The organism is Sphingobium sp. (assembly GCF_036170395.1).
Lineage (GTDB): Bacteria > Pseudomonadota > Alphaproteobacteria > Sphingomonadales > Sphingomonadaceae > Sphingobium.
In genome coordinates this window covers 52,280-67,865 of the sequence record NZ_JAVHPD010000042.1, presented here as the reverse complement: position 1 = coordinate 67,865, position 15,586 = coordinate 52,280, and the positions used below count along the sequence as shown (strand labels likewise).

Here is a 15,586-nt window from a genome sequence, read left to right as displayed (position 1 = left end):
GGTTGCGCGACTGCTCGACGCCCCAGCGCATCGTCTGCGGCCCGGCGCTGCCGCCGGAGAAGTTGCGGAAGCATTTTTGCCCCAGACCCGCGCCCTGATAGACGCACAAGGGACCATCGACGATGATCGAGGCCGGCGTCATGCCATTGTCCAGTGCCGAGGCATAGACGAAGGGCTTGATGGTCGATCCCGGCTGGCGCAGCGCCTGCGTCGCGCGGTTGTAGGAGGACAGGCGCGAATCGAAGCCGCCCTGCATCGCGCGGATGCGGCCCGACCGGACCTCCTCCACCACCATGCCGCCCGACACTTCGGGAATGGAGCGCAGCGCCCAGCTCGCCCCGTTGCGGGTGACGACGATCAGGTCGCCGGGCTTGAGCGCCGAAAAAGCGGGGCCGCCGGTGCGGCGATAGGGCGTCTGCGCCGCGCTTGCCGGCAGCACGCCGGTCGTGCCGTCGGAAAAGCCGATCTCGGCCTCGGTGGACGTGCGGCTGATGACGGCGGCGACGCGCCAGCTCGCATAATCGACGCTGATATAGCTGGCGGCGAGTTCGCGCTCCCAGCCATTGTCTATGTTGATATGGCCGACCGGCCCGGACCAGCCGCGCCCGGCGTCGAAGCGCAGCAGCCCGCCGCGCAGCGCGTCCTGCGTCTTTTCCTGCACCACCGGGTCATAGGGGCTGCGGACCCACAGGCCGCCGGCATAGACGCTGTTGGGGCCGTCCGCCGCCTTTTCGCCGAAGCGCTCGATCAGGCGACGGCGCACTTCCTCCATATAATAGCCGCCCGCGCGCGCGTCGAAGCTGGAGCCGTGCGCGGCGACGGTGCCGAGCGGCTGCGCCATCGCGGCGTCGCGCTGGGCGGCGGTGATCCAGCCATTGGCGTACATTTCCCCCAGCGCCCAGTTGCGCCGGTCGATCGCGCGGGCATGGCCGCTCTCGCTTTCGGGGCGATAATTGGCCGGCCCCTTGGGCAGGATGGCGAGATAGGCCATTTCATGCAGTTTGAGGTCGGCGACATCCTTGTCGAAATAGGCGCGCGCCGCCGCCTGCACGCCGTAAGCGTTCCGGCCGAGGAAGATCTGGTTGAGATAGAGTTCGAGGATCTGCTGCTTCGAGAGCACATTCTCCATCCGGTAGGCGAGGATCATCTCCTTGACCTTCCGGGTCGGCGAATATTCGTCGCCGATCAGCAGATTCTTGGCGACCTGCTGGGTGATGGTGGAGCCGCCGCGCGCGCGCTGCCCCGACCCCAGCTTGCTGACATAATCGACCACCGCGCCGGCGAAGCCCGGAATATCGACGCCATGATGCTCGAAGAAGGTCTTGTCCTCCGCCGCCAGATAGGCGCGGATCAGGAGCGGCGGATAGTCGCTATATTGCAGCTGGACGCGCCGCTCGCGGGCATAGCTGTGCACCGGCTGGCCGTTAATGTCGCGCACGATGGTGGGGAGCGGCGGCTCATATTCCAACAGCGTCGCGGCGTCAGGCAGCCCGCGCGCGAAGATCAGCCAGAAGAGCAGATAGGCGAGCGCGAGACCGCCGAGCAGAATCGCCCCCCAGCGGAACAGCCGCCGCTGCCACAGCGCACCGAAGCGGCTGAGAAACCCGCCCGCGTCGCGGCGCAGGCGGTAGGTGACGGATGTTGCAGCGCTATCGGAACGGACTTCTTCCATGGGGAAGAGGCTCTAGGGTCAAATCGCAGCCAAGGCCAGTAGGGCGGACGAGCCGAGGCAATAATTGCCCGCCTTAATATAGCCCCTCCCCTTCAGGTTCAAACGAGTCACGCGCCTCGTTTGAAGGGTTGGGGTGGGGGGTCAGACAAGCATTCGACGTTCCATTTGCCGGCACACCCCCACCCCCGTCCCTCGGATCGAGGCACGTGACTCGATCCGACCTGAAGGGGAGGGGTGAGTTAGAGCGTGACTTCACCCGCCCGCCGCATCCCCGCGCATCGCCAGCTTGCGGGCGAAATGCACCTCGACCGCGCGAGCGACGCCGCGGGCGATCTTCTGCTGCCCCTCGCGCGATGCGAGGAAGGCGGCGTCGGCCTCATTGCTGATATAGCCGGTCTCGAACAGCACCGACGGCGTGTCGGGAGCCTTCAGCACCATCAGCGACGCGAAGCGGTGATAGGTGCTGCGGAACGGCACGAAGGGCGCGGCCTCCCGCTGGAGCAGCCGCGCGAAGCTGGCCGAGATGTTCATCGATTCGCGCTGGGTGAGGTCGATCAGGATCGAGGACACGTCGCCCGACTGGCCGCCCAGATTGACGCCATTGATGATATCGGCCTTGTTCTCCCGCGCCGCCAGCCGCGCCGCTTCGCGGTCGGACGCGGTTTCGGACAAGGTATAGACGGTCGCGCCGCGCGCTTCCGCATTTTCCGCTGCGTCGGCATGAATGGAGATGAAGAGGTCCGCGCCGAGCTTGCGCGCGATGCCATAGCGTTCCTGGAGCACGAGATATTTGTCGTCGTCGCGCGTCAGCGCCACGCGCACGCGGCCGGACTTGACCAGCGCATCGCGGATCGATTGGGCGATGGCGAGAGTCACGTCCTTCTCGCGCTTGCCATTTTCCTTGTTGATCGCGCCCGGATCATGGCCGCCATGGCCGGCGTCGATGACGACCAGCGGCCGCGCGCCATCAGCCACGCCTTCGACCGCCGGCAGGGCGACGCCCCGCGCCACGGACGGGATCGGCACGGTGATCGAATGGAGCCGTTTCTGCGGCCGCGCGGCCATGTCGGCGGGCGCGTCGAAGCGGGTGCGGCCCTTGCCCACCGCCGACTTGAACCGTGCGTCGGTGACAGTCTGGAGCGAGAAGCTCAGCGATTTGCCGTCCGCCGCGATCTGCGGATCGCCGAGCGTCGCCGGCGCGGCGAGATCGAGCACGACGCGGGCCGTGTCGCCACTCAATTGCCCCTGCCGCACGGCGGCAATGCTGCCGCGCCCCGGCGCAAAGCGCAAATTGCCCATCTGCGCCCCGTCGATGTCGAGCGCGATACGGCGCGGCGCATCGAGCAGAAAGGCCGATGCGCCCGCAACGCGGTCATCGAAGCGCACCACCACCCGGTCGTCCTGCACATCGACGCCGGCTATGCCGCCGGCGCTTCCCGGCGCTGCGGCAAAGGCAATTCCCGCCAGGGCGAGGCTGTGGAACATGCGTTGCTTGTGCAACGCGCGTGCATCGGCCGTCCAGCCAAATTTCATGACGATGACCCGTCTCGAAGCGTCCCCACGCTGAACGCCGGATTAAGCGTCGCCCCTTTGAACTGCGTAAAATGAAAGGGTTAATGGCGATTTAGGCATGAAAAGCGCTGCCGGACATTATTTCAGGCAATTGTTGCTCCGGTAAGCATTGACTGCTACCCCTTCATATTCCTGACAGGATCGCCGACCAATGGCGGGCTTTTCAGGCGCATAAAGACATGCATCGGCGGGCGCGCAGCCCGCGCCGCCGCCGGTGCCGCAAACAGGTTGACGCTGCATGAGGCTTGAATTTCCTTCCACGGCTGCCCCGGTAACGGGCGTGGCGGCGTGGATGGATCGGCCCGGCGCCATTGCCGGCCCTGCCGACGCAGCAGACGCACGTATTTCCATCAAAACCCGGACCATGCCGGCATCCGCGCCCCTTTCGGCGCGCGCCCGGCGGTCCCCTTACCATCGCGTGGCGGCCCGGCTTCTGGCCCTGGCCCCGCGCCGGAGAATAATAAATGACAATGCGTATGCTGATCGATGCGCGCCACCGGGAAGAGACCCGGGTCGCGGTCGTCAAAGGTAACCGGATCGAGGAGTTCGATTTCGAATCGGCCGAGCACAAGCAGCTCAAGGGCAATATCTACCTCGCCAAAGTGACCCGCGTGGAGCCTTCGCTCCAGGCTGCGTTCGTGGACTATGGCGGCAATCGCCACGGCTTTCTGGCCTTCAGCGAAATCCATCCCGACTATTATCAGATTCCGCGCGAGGACCGCGAGGCGCTGCTGCGCGAAGAACGCGCCCACGCCGAGGAAGAGGCCGCGCTGCGCGCCGACTATGACGATGAGGATGAGGAGGAAGGCCATCATGCCGAAGGCGGCGTGGAGCTTGTCGAGGCCACCCATCATCATGATGACGAGGATGAGGCGGGCGACGCTGCCGAAGCAGCCGAGAACGTGCCCCAGGAAGGCAATGGCCGGGGCCGCCGGCGCGGCAAGGGCAATGGCGACGAGGCTGCCGACGAACTGCGCCGCAAGCGCATGGCGCTGCGCCGCCGCTACAAGATTCAGGACGTCATCAAGCGCCGCCAGGTGCTGCTGGTCCAGGTCGTCAAGGAGGAGCGCGGCAACAAGGGCGCGGCGCTGACCACCTATTTGTCGCTTGCCGGCCGCTATTGCGTGCTGATGCCCAACACGTCGCATGGCGGCGGCATCAGCCGCAAGATCAGCAACGCGGCCGACCGCAAGCGGTTGAAGTCGATCATCGCGGAAATGAACCTGCCCTCCACCATGGGCTGCATCGTCCGCACCGCCGGGCTCCAGCGCACCAAGCCGGAGATCAAGCGCGACTTCGACTATCTCGCTCGCCTGTGGGACGAAATCCGCGAAAAGACGCTGAAGGCGTCCGCGCCAGCGCTGATCCACAATGACAGCGACCTCATCAAGCGCGCGATCCGCGACATCTACAACAAGGATATCGAGGAAGTCATCGTCGAGGGCGAGGAAGGATATCGCGCCGCCAAGGACTTCATGAAGCTGCTGATGCCCAGCCACGCCCGGCGGGTGAAGCAATATGCCGACCCCATCTCGCTGTTCCAGCGCGCCAGCGTCGAGGATCAGCTGGCGGCGATGTACAATCCCGTGGTGCAGCTGAAATCGGGCGGCTATCTCGTCATCAACCCGACCGAGGCTCTGGTGTCGATCGACATCAATTCCGGGCGCTCAACCCGCGAGCATGGCATCGAACAAACCGCCGTCGCCACCAATCTGGAAGCCGCGCGGGAGATCGCGCGCCAGCTGCGACTGCGCGACATGGCGGGCCTGGTCGTCATCGACTTCATCGACATGGAGATGAACTCCAACATCCGTAAGGTCGAGAAGGCGATGAAGGAGGCGCTGAAGGACGATCGCGCCCGCATCCAGGTCGGCCGCATTTCGGGCTTCGGCCTCATGGAAATGAGCCGCCAGCGGCTGCGCACCGGCGTGCTGGAAGCGTCGACCCGCCAGTGCCCGCATTGCGAAGGCACCGGCCTTGTCCGCACCGCCTCCTCGGCGGGTCTGGGCGCGCTGCGGATGCTGGAGGAGGAAGCCGCGCGCGGTCGCGGTTCGATCATCACCCTGCGCGCGAGCCAGGAAGCGGCCTTCTACGTCCTCAACAACAAGCGCCGCGAACTGGACGAGATCGAGCAGCGCTACGGCGTGCGGATCGAGATCCTGCCCGATGGCGAGATCGAGGGCGCGCGCATGTCGGTGGAGGCGAGCGGCCCCCGCCCCGAGCGCGTGGTCGATTATACCCCGCTGGCCGATGACGACGATGATTTCGACGTCATCGAGGAAGAGGAAGACGAGGAAGAGGCCGAGGAGGCCGAAGCCGCGCCCGAACGCGAGGAGCGCAGCGACCGCGCCGAGCGGGGCGAGGAGCGCGAGGGCGGCCGTCGTCGGCGGCGTCGGCGTCGCCGCCGGGGCGGCCAGCGCGACGAGGCGCAGACCGGGGAAGGCGCGGCTGACGCTGGCGAGGAGTCGGACGAAACGGGCGAGCCTGTTGAAGATGCCGAGATCGTCGCGGAAGAGGCCGCCGATGCGGCTGAGAGCAACGCCGACGATGCTGGCGACGAGGAAGGCGGCGCGCGTCGTCGCGGCCGTCGCGGTCGCCGGGGTGGTCGCCGCCGCCGCGAAGGCGGGGAAGAGGCTGTGACAGCCGAGACCGACACCGCCGACGCCGAGCCGATCGTGGAGGCCGAGGCCGAACCCGTGGCTGAAACCACGCCGGTCGAGGAAGCGCCCGCCGAGGACGCGCCCAAGACCCGCCGCCGCCCCCGCGCCCGGAAGAAGCCTGTCCTGAGCGACGTCGAAGGGGCAGAGGCCGAAGCCGTGACCGAGGCGGCGGAGGCGCCAGCGGAGGTCATCGAAGAGCCCGCGCCAGCCGAGCCGGTCGCCGAGGAAGCGCCGGCCAAGCCCAAGCGCAGCCGGCGCAAGAAGGTGGACGTGGAAGCGGAAGCCGCGCCAGAGCCGGCCGCTGCCCCCGAAGCCGCCGAGGAAGCGCCGGCCAAGCCCAAGCGCACGCGCCGCAAGAAAGCGGACGCGGTAGCCGAAGCCGCTGCGCCGGCCGACGCCATGACGGCGGAGGCTCCGGTCGAGGATGCGCCCGCCGCTGCGGACGCCCCCGCGCCGGCGGAAGGCGAAGCCGAGCCTGCCGATGCCGGTGGCGAGGAAGGCGGGCCGCGCCGCGGCTGGTGGCAGCGCACCTTCGGCCAGTAAGCCAGCCCGCCCCCATGACGAAGCGCCGCTGCCCTTCCGGTCCCGACCGGCGCGCAGCGGCGCTTTTCTTTTCTGCCTGTCGCTTCACGGCCGGTTCAGTCGGGCGGCGGCATGGCGCAGGCGCCATGTCGCGCCTTCTGCAACTCCTGACCCTGACCATCGCCGCGCTCGCGCTGATCGCCCGCCCCGCGCTCGCCCAGCAGATCTTGCGCGACGCGGAGACCGAAGCCTTCATGGCCGACATGTCCGGTCCGCTGGTGAAAGCCGCCGGCATGGAGCCGCGCAACGTGCAGGTGATGGTCATCAACGACCCGGAGATCAACGCCTTCGTCGCGGGCGGCCAATATGTCTGGGTGCATAGCGGCCTCATCGCCCAGGCCGACAATGTGAACCAGTTGCAGGGCGTGGTCGCGCACGAACTCGGCCATATCGAGGGCGGGCACGTCATCCGATCGGGCGAGGGGATCAAGGAAGCGACCGGCGTCACGCTCTTGAGCCTCGTGCTCGGCGCGGCGGCGATCGCGGCGGGCGGCGCGGAAGCGGGCATGGGCATCATGGGCCTCGGCCAGCAGGCGGCGATGAGCAAATTCCTTGCCTTCTCCCGCGCACAGGAAAGCTCGGCCGACCTTGCCGGCGCGCGCTATCTCCACGCTGCCGGCATCAGCGGCAAGGGGAGCCTCGAATTCTTCAAGAAGCTCCAGAATCAGGAATATCGCCTCGCCATCCCGCAGGACAATAGCTATGGCCGCACCCACCCGCTGTCGGGCGAGCGCATCCAGGTGCTGCGCGAAGTCTATGAACCCGACCCGGCGTGGAACAGGCCGCCCGACCCCTATCTCGAAAAGCGGTTCGAGCGGATCAAGGCAAAGCTGATCGGCTTCGTGTCGGAACCGCAACAGACGCTCATCAAATATCCCGAGAGCGATCAGTCGATCCCGGCCCATTATGCCCGCGCCTATGCCTGGCACAAAAGCGCCTATCCGCAAAAGGCGCTGGAGGAGGCGGACTGGCTGCTCGCCGCCGCGCCCCACGACCCCTATTTTCTGGAGCTGAAGGGCCAGATCCTGCTCGAGAGCGGCAAGCCCGCCGAGGCGGTCGCGCCGCTGCGCGAGGCGGTGAGGCTGACCAACCAGCCGCTCATCTCCACGCTGCTCGCCCATGCGCTAATCGCGACGGAAGACCCGGCCAATTTCGCCGAGGCGGAGCAGGTGCTGCGCGTCGCGGTGCAGCGCGACAGCGACAATCCCTTCGCCTGGTATCAGCTCGGCGTCGTCTATGAGCGGCGCGGCGACACGCCCCGCGCGGCGCTGGCGACGGCGGAGCGTTATGCGATGATGGGCGAGCATCCGATGGCGCTGCGCAGCGCCGACACCGCCATGCAGGGGTTGAAGCCCGGCACGGTTGACTATCTGCGCGCGCAGGATATCGCCATGACCTCCCGCGCCGTCATCGAACAGCAGCGCAAGAAACGATAATCATGCCAGACCAGCCCCGGCCCGATTTTCGCGCCGCCCTTTCCAACAGGACCATGCAGATGACTCTAGGCGGCTTCGCCTTCGTCGCGGCCGCCGCTGGCGCCGCCCTTGCCATGCAGGCGCCCGCCGCCGTCGCCCCAGCCGACAAGGCCGCAATCGAGAAGATCGTCCACGACTATATATTGGAGCATCCCGAAATCATCCCGCAGGCGGTGGAAAAGCTCCAGGCCAAGCGGATGTCGGGCACGATCGACGCCAACCGGAGCGCACTCGAAACCCCCTATGCCGGTGCGTGGGAAGGCGCGGCCAGCGCCGATGTCACCGTGGTCGAGTTTTTCGACTATGCCTGCGGCTATTGCCGCGCCTCGCTGCCCGACCTAGCCAGGCTGGTGCAGGGGGACGCGAAGGTGAAGGTGGTTTACCGCGAACTGCCGATCCTCTCCAACGAGAGCGGCGATGCCGCCAAGGTCTCGCTGCTGGCGGCCGAGCGCGGGCAATATATGCCGTACCACAAGGCGCTCTACGCGGCTGGCCGCGTGACCCGCGACACCATCCTCGCGGCTGCGGCTAAGGCGGGGATCACGAAATCGGAAGCCGAAGCTGCGATCGCGTCCAGCAAATATGACGCCGAAATCCAGTCCAACATCGCGCTGGCGCAGAAGCTGCAGGCGACCGGTACACCGACCTTCGTCATTGGCGGGCAGGTGCTGAGCGGCGCGGTCGGCTATGACGCGCTGAAGGAAGGCGTAGCGACCGCGCGGGGGAAATAGCGCCCTCTCTCCTCCGTTCGCCCTGAGCGAAGTCGAAGGGCTCGGCCGACCGAAGGGAGGCCCTTCGCTCCGCTCAGTAGAGGGCTTCGACTTCGCTTAGCCCGAACGGAGGAACTGCTTCCACCATTGACTTCCCCACGCCCTTTCCCTATCGGACGCCCCCTGACGGGTGGCCGCTGCTTTGGCGGCCCTTTTTTGTCACGCCCGATTCTTTGCTGTTTTGATTTTGAGGAATGAACGATGAAGCGCACCTTTCAGCCGAGCAATCTGGTTCGGAAGCGCCGTCACGGTTTCCGCGCCCGCATGGCGACGCCCGGCGGCCGCAACGTGATTCGCGCGCGCCGCTCGCGCGGCCGCAAGAGCCTGAGCGCCTGATCGCAACGCCGGAAAAGCCCGCAGCGCCGGCCATGATGGTCCGGCGCGCGGATTTTCTGGCGGCCAATCGCGGACGCCGCGCGCCGATGCCGGGCTTCGTGCTGCTGGTGCGCGAGCGCGGCGATGACGATCCAGCGATGCGCTACGGCATCACGGTCACAAAGAAAGTCGGCGGCGCTGTCATCCGCAACCGGATGAAGCGCCGTTTTCGCGTCCTGGCCCGCGAGCTGTTGCCGCTTCATGGCATTGCCGGCGCGGACCATGTGCTGATCGGCCGCGATGGCGGGATCGAGCGCGATTTTTCGCTGCTCCGCGCGGAACTGGCCAAGGCGCTGGGCAAGGTGATGAAGCGTGAGGCGGCCCCTCACCGTTCCTCCCCTGCAAGGGGAGGGGGACCACGAAGTGGTGGAGGGGTGTCACCCCATCGAGAGGGCGACACCCCTTCGTCACGCGCTTCGCGCGCGCCACCTCCCCTTCCAGGGGAGGATGAAGATCGGTCATGATCGCCCGCCTGCTCATCCTCATGGCGCGCGGCTGGCAGATCGGCCCGTCTCGCATCCTGCCGCCGACCTGCCGCTATGCCCCGTCCTGCTCCGAATATGCGATCCAGGCGGTGCGCAAATATGGCGCGATCAAGGGTAGCTGGCTGGGGTTCAAGCGGCTAATGCGATGCCACCCATGGGGCGGTTCGGGCTACGACCCGGTTCCCTGACGACCAAGATAGGCAAGAGCGTGGACGACAAGAAGAATATCATCCTGGCGGTGCTGCTGACCGGCCTTATCCTGTTCGGCTGGCCCTATGTGTCGCATTATTTCTTCCCCGCCGCCAACCCGCCGGCCACCAGAATCGAAGACGGCAAGACCACGCCGGTCGCCAACCCGGCGGCCGATCCCGCCGCCGACAGCCCCGCCGCGATCCGCGATCGCGCCGCTGTCCTGCGCGAAAGCCCGCGCGTCGCCATCCGCACGCCCAAGCTCACCGGATCGATCAACCTCAAGGGCGCGCGCATCGATGACATCGTGCTGCCGACCTATAAGGAAACGATCGCCAAGGATTCGCCCGCCGTTCGCCTCTACAGCCCGAGCGGAACGCAGGACGCCTATTTCGCCGGCTTCGGCTGGCAGGGTGAAGGGCTTAAGGCTCCGAACAAGGATACGGTCTGGACCGCCAGCGGCGCGGCGCTGACGCCGACGACCCCGGTGACGCTCAGCTGGAACAACGGCGCGGGCCAGCTCTTCGAGATTCGCCTGTCGGTGGACCAGAACTACATGATCTCCGCCGCGCAGAAAGTGTCGAACAGCGGCGCGGGCGCGGTGGGCGTGAAGCCCTATGCCTATATCAGCCGCACGGGCATCCCCAAGGATCCCGACACCTGGACCATCCATATCGGCCCGATGGGCGTGTTCAACGGCGCGGCCAATTATGACGTGAACTACAAGGATCTGGATGAAGGTCCGTCCACGCAAAGCTTTCAGTCGAAGGGCGGCTGGATCGGCTTTACCGACAAATATTGGCTGTCCGCGCTCGTCCCTGCCGCCGACGCCGATTTCTCCGGCCAGTTCCGCAAGGGTGCCGGCACCCAATATCAGGCCGACGTCGCGCTCGATCAAACGATGGTCGCCCCTGGCAAGGCAGTAACCCAGACCCAGCGCCTGTTCGTCGGCGCGAAGGAAGTGAAGACGCTCGAAGCCTATCAGGACGCGGGCGTTCCTCTGTTCGACCGGGCGATCGACTGGGGCTGGTTCTACTGGTTCGAAAAGCCGATCTTCGCGCTGCTCCACTGGCTGTTCGAACATATCGGCAATTTCGGCGTCGCTATCATCTGCCTGACGCTGATCGTCCGGGCGCTCATGTTCCCGGTCGCCCAGCGTCAGTTCGCCAGCATGGCGGCAATGCGCGCGGTGCAGCCCAAGATGAAGGCGCTCCAGGAAAAATATAAGGACGACAAGCAACAGCTCCAGATGAAGATGATGGAGCTGTACAAGCAGGAGAAGGTGAACCCGCTCGCGGGCTGCCTGCCGATCTTCATCCAGATCCCGATCTTCTTCGCCCTCTACAAGGTGCTGATGCTGACGATCGAGATGCGGCACCAGCCTTTCGTCCTGTGGATCAAGGATCTGTCCGCGCCCGATCCGGCGCATATCCTCAACCTGTTCGGCTATCTCGATTTCCAGCCACCCGATTTCCTGGCGATCGGCGTGCTGGCGTTGCTGCTGGGCGTATCGATGTGGCTCCAGTTCAAGCTCAACCCGGCGCAAATGGACCCGATGCAGCAGCAGGTGTTCGCGATCATGCCGTGGATGATGATGTTCATCATGGCCCCCTTCGCGGCGGGTCTGTTGGTCTACTGGATCACCAACAACTGCCTGTCGATGGCCCAGCAATGGTGGCTGTATCGCCGCCATCCGGTGCTGAGCACGGCGGCGGCAACGGCGAAGTAATGCCGATCCTCCCCTTGCAGGGGAGGTGGCTAGCCGCAGGCCAGACGGAGGGGTGTCACCCCCTCGCCACGGCGACACCCCTCCACCATTTGCTACGCAAATGGTCCCCCTCCCCCGCCAGGGGAGGATGAAAGAGAGAGTATGACCGACCAACCCGACCAAGACCTGATCGAGGACGCGCGCCGGCTCTTCGCCGGCCCCATCGCATTCCTCAAGTCCGCGCCGGACCTCAAATTCCTGCCCGACATGGCGGTGAACGAGGTCGCGTTCGCGGGCCGCTCCAACGTCGGCAAAAGCTCGCTGCTGAACGCGCTCACCAACCGCAACGGGCTTGCCCGCACGTCCAACACGCCGGGGCGCACGCAGGAACTCAATTTCTTCGACGTGGGCGACCCGCTGCGCTTCCGGCTGGTGGACATGCCGGGCTATGGCTATGCGAAGGCGCCGCGCGACATGGTGAAGAAGTGGCGCTTCCTCGTGAACGACTATCTGCGCGGCCGCGCGGCCTTGAAGCGGACGCTGGTGCTGGTCGACAGCCGCCACGGGATCAAGGATGTCGACAACGACATGCTCGACATGCTTGATGCCGCTGCCGTCAGCTATCGCATCGTCCTCACCAAGACCGACAAGATCAAGGCGAGCGAGCTTGCCGCCGTGGCCCAAGCCACCGCCGACGCGATCCGCAAGCGCCCCGCCGCTCACCCCGACATCATCGCCACGTCGAGCGAGAAGGGTATGGGCCTGCCGGAACTACGCGCCGCCGTGCTGGAGAGCGTGACGCAGGGGTGAGGACATCTCCCTCACAGCAGCTGATATTGCTCCCCGCCCGTTAGCGGCCATGCGCCGAGCGGTTCGTGGCGAGTGTGGCCGACATGGCTGCACAGCAGGACCAGTTCCTCGACCCGCCAGCCAAAGCCAGCGATCCGCTGCTGCGTCGGCCGGGTGTCGCGGTAGAAGAGCGTCTGGTGCGGCTCGAAGCGCCAGCCCGGCCGCGCGGTCGCGCCGGCGCGCTGCATCACCCGCTCCACCTCCGCCTGCAACAGAGCGAGCCCCGTGTTGCGCCGCGACGGACGGAGCGCCGCCGATCGGCCGCCGATGCTCAGCCGATCGAGCAGCAGGTCGAAAGGCTCCGCGCGGATGCCGCCGGCGGCGCGGCGCAGCGTCTTGATGACCTCATAGGGATAGTCGATCGCATCGGTGGTGATGCCGAGCGTCACATGCTGATGCGCCGCCGCGACATGCTGCGCGTCGGGCGCGAGAGTGCGGGCGAAATGGTCGATCTGCCGCGTCACCAACGCTGGCGGCTTCACGGCGAAGAACAGCCGATAGAGCGGCGTGGTGCGGCTTTCCATGACGAACCCCGTGCGAATCGAGCAACGATGTTCATCGTATGTTCTTATCGAGACAGAGTCGAATCCCCCCGCGCGGCTTACGCCATGGGGTCGAGCGTCCCGAGCCAGGCGACCAGGCCGATGATGGCGACGGCGGCGCTCGTTTCGACCAGCAGCGACCGGCGCAAATGGACGAGCGCGCCATCGCCGCCGCGCTCCAGCGCCCGCGTCAGCCGCCAGCGGTTTGCGGCGGCGAGGCCCAGCATCAGCGCGAACAGCCCCAGCTTCGCAGCCAGAAGCCAGCCATAGCGGCTGCCCAGCAGCGCCAGCAGCTCCGCCAGACCGGCAATCATGACGAGGTTCACCGCCCCGCTGACGACCAGCGTAGCGACCACCAGCGTCCCCATCAGCGCAAAGCGCGCCAGCATGGTCGCGACCGGGCGCGGATCGTGCCCCGATCGCAGCCGCAGCGCCGCGTGCAGCAGCGCCGCCAGCGCGCCGATCCACGCCGCCGCCGCCCAGATATGTGCGACATCGGCGGCACGGTGGAGCGTTCCGCCGAGCCCCTCGGTCGCGCCGGCATGACCGGTCCAAGCCAAAGTCGCGGCGGCGAGCGCGGCGGGGACGATCGCCAGCCGGACGCGCCCGGCCAGCGCCAGGAGCAAAGAGAGCAGCAAGGCGCAGGCGCGCACCGCCAGCACCGGGCCGATCGGCGTCATCGTCAGCAGCACCGCAACGCTAGCCCAATCGGGGGCCAAGACGGTGGTCCCGGTCATCGCCGCCGTGCTGGCGATCAACCAGAAGGCGGACAGGAGCAGCCCGCCGACCGCCAGCCAGGCAATCATCGCCGCCCGCCCCGCCCTGCCCATGACCCACCAGAACAGCGGCAGGCCCAGGAGCAGCGCGAGATCGAGCATCAGCGCCGCGCGCACGGCGATCAGCGCGCCCTCGCCCATTACTTGACCTTGAAGCTGTAGCCGCCTTCCATCTTGTGCTGGTCGGCGCCCACGATATGCCATTTGAGGTCATAGCTGCCGGCGGGCAGCGCGCGCGACAGGGTGACGGTCATGGTCTTGCCCTCGACGCTGGTCTTGAAGCCCTTGATCGGCATCGGCGGATGATCGGCCATGCCGGGCATCCCGGTCATGGTGAGATCAACGCCGCTCATCGGCGCGAGGAAGGTTTCGGAGAAGGTCAGCGTGATCTTCGTCGGCTTGGCAACGGTCGCGTTGGCGGCGGGATTGGACGAGAGCAGCTTGCTGTGCGCGGCGGCGACGCCCGGCAGGGCGATGGCGGCGGCGGCGATCAGGGCGACGAACGAACGGTGCATGGGGCAGTCTCCGAAAGGCATGGACAAAGGGCTTTACGCACGCCCTTGCCCGCCCCCTCATCTGCTGCGCATAATTTCCGACGAGGGATCGGCGCGCCGCGCGCGTATGCGAGTGCGTGGACATGGAGATGATGACGATGAGCGACCTCGACCATATGCTGGACGCGATGCGCGCCATGCCGACCGACGCGCGGCTGGCGGAGATCGACGGCGCGGTGATCGCGGGCGTCGCGCGGCGACGCGAGCAGGCGGTGGCGCGGCGCAGCCTGGCGCTGGCGGGACTGCTGGCGATCGGCATCGGCTGGGCTGGCACCATCCTGCCCGCCGCCCCGGCGCAGGCGTCGCCGCTGCCGATCGGCATGTCGGACTATGCGCCCTCGCGTCTGCTCGGCCAATGAGCGTTGGCCGCTATCTGCTGGTGGCGCTGGTGGCGTTCGCCGCCGCGCTCGCGGCCGTGCTGGTGGCGCGCACCTGGCTCGCGCCCGCGCCACGGGTCGAGAGCGAGGTTCATGCGCTGCTGCACGAGCGGCTGACGCTCGACCCCGCGCAGGAAGCGCGCATCCACGCGCTGGAAACGTCCTTCGCCAAGCGCCGCGCCGCGCTGGAGGCGGAAATGCGCGCCGACAACCAGCGGCTGGCGGACGCGATCGCCGCCGAGCATGGCTATGGCCCGAAGGTCGGCGCGGCGGTTGACCGGTCGCATCATGTCATGGGCCAGCTGCAAAAGGAGACGTTGCAGCACATCTTCGCCATGCGCGGCGTGTTGGGCCCCGATCAGGCGGCACAGTTCGACGCCGCCATCGTCAAGGCGCTGACCCAGCCTGCCCAGTCCTCCCGCTAAGGTGACCGCCGATCCCGAGGATCGCGCGCTTGTCGCCCGCGCATTGTCGGGCGATCAGGCCGGCTATGCCGGGTTGATGCAGCGCCACCGGGACGCGGTGTATCGGCTGGCGCGCGGCCATGTCGGCGACGCGGACGAGGCGTTGGACGTGACCCAGGAAGCCTTCGTCGCCGCCTTCGCCGCGCTGGCCCGCTATGACGGCGTTCGCCCGTTCCGGGTCTGGATCGCGCGGATCGCGCTCAACAAATGTCGCGACTGGGCGCGGCGCCGCGCGGTGCGGCGCTTCTTCACCGGGGCGCGGCCGATCGACGAGGCGCTGGACATAAGCGATGATGGCGCGACGCCGGAGGAAGCGCTGGCGTCCGGGCGCGCGCTTGCCCGGATCAACGCCGCCGTCGCCGCCCTCCCCGCGACACTCAAAGACCCGCTGCTGCTCTGCGCGATCGAGGGGATGAGTCAGATCGAGGCGGGCGCGGTGCTGGGCGTCACCCCCAAGGCGATCGAGACGCGGCTCTACCGGGCGCGCGCGAAGCTCAACGAAATGTTGAGGGATTAGGCGACAGCCCGCGTAAAGG

Annotated in this window: 16 protein-coding genes; 11 read left to right on the top strand and 5 right to left on the bottom strand. The window is 67.0% G+C overall.

What is annotated here, in order from left to right:
• Together V2B31_RS11435 and V2B31_RS11430 are read right to left on the bottom strand one after the other, a co-directional pair.
• A partial coding sequence (locus tag V2B31_RS11435; RefSeq protein ID WP_328278587.1) for a penicillin-binding protein 1A occupies window positions 1-1,672 on the bottom strand: 1,672 nt, incomplete at its 3' end.
• Between the two features lie 252 nt (window positions 1,673-1,924).
• Window positions 1,925-3,205 (bottom strand): N-acetylmuramoyl-L-alanine amidase, encoded by a 1,281-nt coding sequence (locus tag V2B31_RS11430; protein ID WP_328278584.1) that lies wholly within the window; start codon window positions 3,203-3,205, stop codon window positions 1,925-1,927.
• Between the two features lie 503 nt (window positions 3,206-3,708).
• Here V2B31_RS11430 and V2B31_RS11425 point away from each other — a divergent pair.
• From V2B31_RS11425 to yihA, 8 genes are all read left to right on the top strand, one after another.
• Window positions 3,709-6,447, top strand: coding sequence for an Rne/Rng family ribonuclease (locus V2B31_RS11425; protein WP_328278580.1), 2,739 nt, complete (start codon window positions 3,709-3,711; stop codon window positions 6,445-6,447).
• 125 nt (window positions 6,448-6,572) lie between these two features.
• Window positions 6,573-7,922, top strand: a complete 1,350-nt coding sequence (locus V2B31_RS11420) for a M48 family metalloprotease (RefSeq protein ID WP_328278578.1) — start codon at window positions 6,573-6,575, stop codon at window positions 7,920-7,922.
• A gap of 2 nt (window positions 7,923-7,924) precedes the next feature.
• Window positions 7,925-8,692, top strand: a complete 768-nt coding sequence (locus tag V2B31_RS11415; RefSeq protein WP_328278576.1) for a DsbA family protein — start codon at window positions 7,925-7,927, stop codon at window positions 8,690-8,692.
• 240 nt (window positions 8,693-8,932) lie between these two features.
• Window positions 8,933-9,067 (top strand): 50S ribosomal protein L34, encoded by a 135-nt coding sequence (rpmH, locus tag V2B31_RS11410; RefSeq protein WP_021317369.1) that lies wholly within the window; start codon window positions 8,933-8,935, stop codon window positions 9,065-9,067.
• A gap of 35 nt (window positions 9,068-9,102) precedes the next feature.
• The gene (rnpA, locus tag V2B31_RS11405; protein ID WP_328278589.1) at window positions 9,103-9,570 is read left to right on the top strand and encodes a ribonuclease P protein component; all 468 of its coding nucleotides are present in this window, start codon (window positions 9,103-9,105) and stop codon (window positions 9,568-9,570) included.
• The gene (yidD, locus tag V2B31_RS11400) at window positions 9,567-9,779 is read left to right on the top strand and encodes a membrane protein insertion efficiency factor YidD (protein WP_328278573.1); all 213 of its coding nucleotides are present in this window, start codon (window positions 9,567-9,569) and stop codon (window positions 9,777-9,779) included. The genes rnpA and yidD overlap by 4 nt, the downstream gene beginning before the upstream one ends.
• Before the next feature lie 20 nt (window positions 9,780-9,799).
• Complete coding sequence (gene yidC / locus V2B31_RS11395) at window positions 9,800-11,509, top strand: membrane protein insertase YidC (protein ID WP_328278572.1); 1,710 nt, start codon at window positions 9,800-9,802, stop codon at window positions 11,507-11,509.
• Window positions 11,510-11,650: 141 nt separating this feature from the next.
• Window positions 11,651-12,298 (top strand): ribosome biogenesis GTP-binding protein YihA/YsxC, encoded by a 648-nt coding sequence (yihA, locus tag V2B31_RS11390; protein WP_328278570.1) that lies wholly within the window; start codon window positions 11,651-11,653, stop codon window positions 12,296-12,298.
• An 11-nt stretch (window positions 12,299-12,309) separates the two neighbouring features.
• Here yihA and V2B31_RS11385 read toward each other — a convergent pair whose 3' ends face one another.
• The 3 genes from V2B31_RS11385 to copC form a co-directional block, all read right to left on the bottom strand.
• Entirely contained in the window at window positions 12,310-12,861 is a 552-nt protein-coding gene (locus V2B31_RS11385) for a 2'-5' RNA ligase family protein (protein WP_328278568.1), read from the bottom strand.
• A 77-nt stretch (window positions 12,862-12,938) separates the two neighbouring features.
• A complete protein-coding gene (copD, locus tag V2B31_RS11380; protein WP_328278566.1) occupies window positions 12,939-13,796 on the bottom strand; it encodes a copper homeostasis membrane protein CopD in 858 nt (285 codons plus the stop codon).
• Window positions 13,796-14,170 (bottom strand): copper homeostasis periplasmic binding protein CopC, encoded by a 375-nt coding sequence (gene copC, locus V2B31_RS11375; RefSeq protein WP_328278564.1) that lies wholly within the window; start codon window positions 14,168-14,170, stop codon window positions 13,796-13,798. Before copC ends, copD begins: the two co-directional genes overlap by 1 nt.
• 137 nt (window positions 14,171-14,307) lie before the next feature.
• Here copC and V2B31_RS11370 point away from each other — a divergent pair, with 137 nt between their 5' ends.
• The 3 genes from V2B31_RS11370 to V2B31_RS11360 are packed head-to-tail and all read left to right on the top strand — an operon-like array spanning window position 14,308 to window position 15,567.
• The gene (locus V2B31_RS11370; RefSeq protein WP_328278562.1) at window positions 14,308-14,568 is read left to right on the top strand and encodes a hypothetical protein; all 261 of its coding nucleotides are present in this window, start codon (window positions 14,308-14,310) and stop codon (window positions 14,566-14,568) included.
• Window positions 14,565-15,011 (top strand): periplasmic heavy metal sensor, encoded by a 447-nt coding sequence (locus V2B31_RS11365; protein ID WP_328278560.1) that lies wholly within the window; start codon window positions 14,565-14,567, stop codon window positions 15,009-15,011. Before V2B31_RS11370 ends, V2B31_RS11365 begins: the two co-directional genes overlap by 4 nt.
• A 1-nt stretch (window position 15,012) precedes the next feature.
• A complete protein-coding gene (locus V2B31_RS11360) occupies window positions 15,013-15,567 on the top strand; it encodes an RNA polymerase sigma factor (RefSeq protein WP_328278558.1) in 555 nt (184 codons plus the stop codon).
• Window positions 15,568-15,586 lie beyond the last annotated feature (19 nt).